Genomic DNA, 787 nt, shown 5'->3' with positions numbered 1-787 from the left:
ACGGGCTGCTCGTGTCGGCGAAGATCCTCATCCTCGTGTTCCTCGGTGTCGCCGGAGCCCTCCACCGACGCCACGTGATCCCCGGCCTGGTCCGCGAACCCACCCGCCGTCGGGCGTTCGTGCGGCTGGCCCTGGCCGAAGTCGTCCTGATGGCGGTCGCCATGGGACTGTCGGTCGCGCTGTCCCGGAGCGCGCCTCCGGTGCCTCAGACCTCGATCGCGAACGTCGATCCGCGGTCGTCGCTGATCGGGTTCACCTTCCCCGAGCCGGTGTCCGTGTCGCGCATGCTGACCGCGTTCCACCCCGACTGGGCGTGGCTCGCGATCGCCGCCGTGTTCGCCGGGCTCTACCTCGCCGGGGTCGTCCAGCTCAGGAGGCGCGGTGACCGCTGGTCAGCGGCCCGCACCGTCCCCTGGGTGGCCGGCTGCGTGATGCTCGCCTACGCCACCAGCGGTGGCCCCGGCGTCTACGGGGCGGTGCACTTCAGCACCCACATGATCCAGCACATGCTGCTGATGATGTACGTGCCACCGCTGCTCGTGCTCGGCGCCCCCGTCACCCTGCTGCTCCGCCTCATACCGGCCAGGCGTGACCACAGCCGCGGCGTCCGGGAGTGGGTGCTGCTGCTGACGCACTCCCGCTACGCCCGGCTCGTCACGCACCCGATCGTCGCCGCGGTGGTGTTCGCGGGCAGCCTCATCGCGTTCTACTACACCGGCTGGTTCCGGTGGTCGCTCGAGACCCACCAGGGGCACCTGCTGATGACGGTGCACTTCTTGATCAGCGG

1 protein-coding gene is annotated in these 787 nt (G+C 70.4%); it reads left to right on the top strand.

Annotated elements, in window-relative coordinates; translation table 11 throughout:
• Positions 1 to 787: bifunctional copper resistance protein CopD/cytochrome c oxidase assembly protein (locus tag HRF36_RS15475; RefSeq protein ID WP_173211469.1), on the top strand; the 787-nt coding region annotated here is incomplete at both ends.

This window comes from Frigoribacterium sp. VKM Ac-2836 (assembly GCF_013248995.1).
Classification (GTDB): Bacteria; Actinomycetota; Actinomycetes; order Actinomycetales; family Microbacteriaceae; genus Frigoribacterium.
Note: the sequence above shows the minus strand (reverse complement) of the source record. Positions and strands in the feature narration are given on the sequence as shown.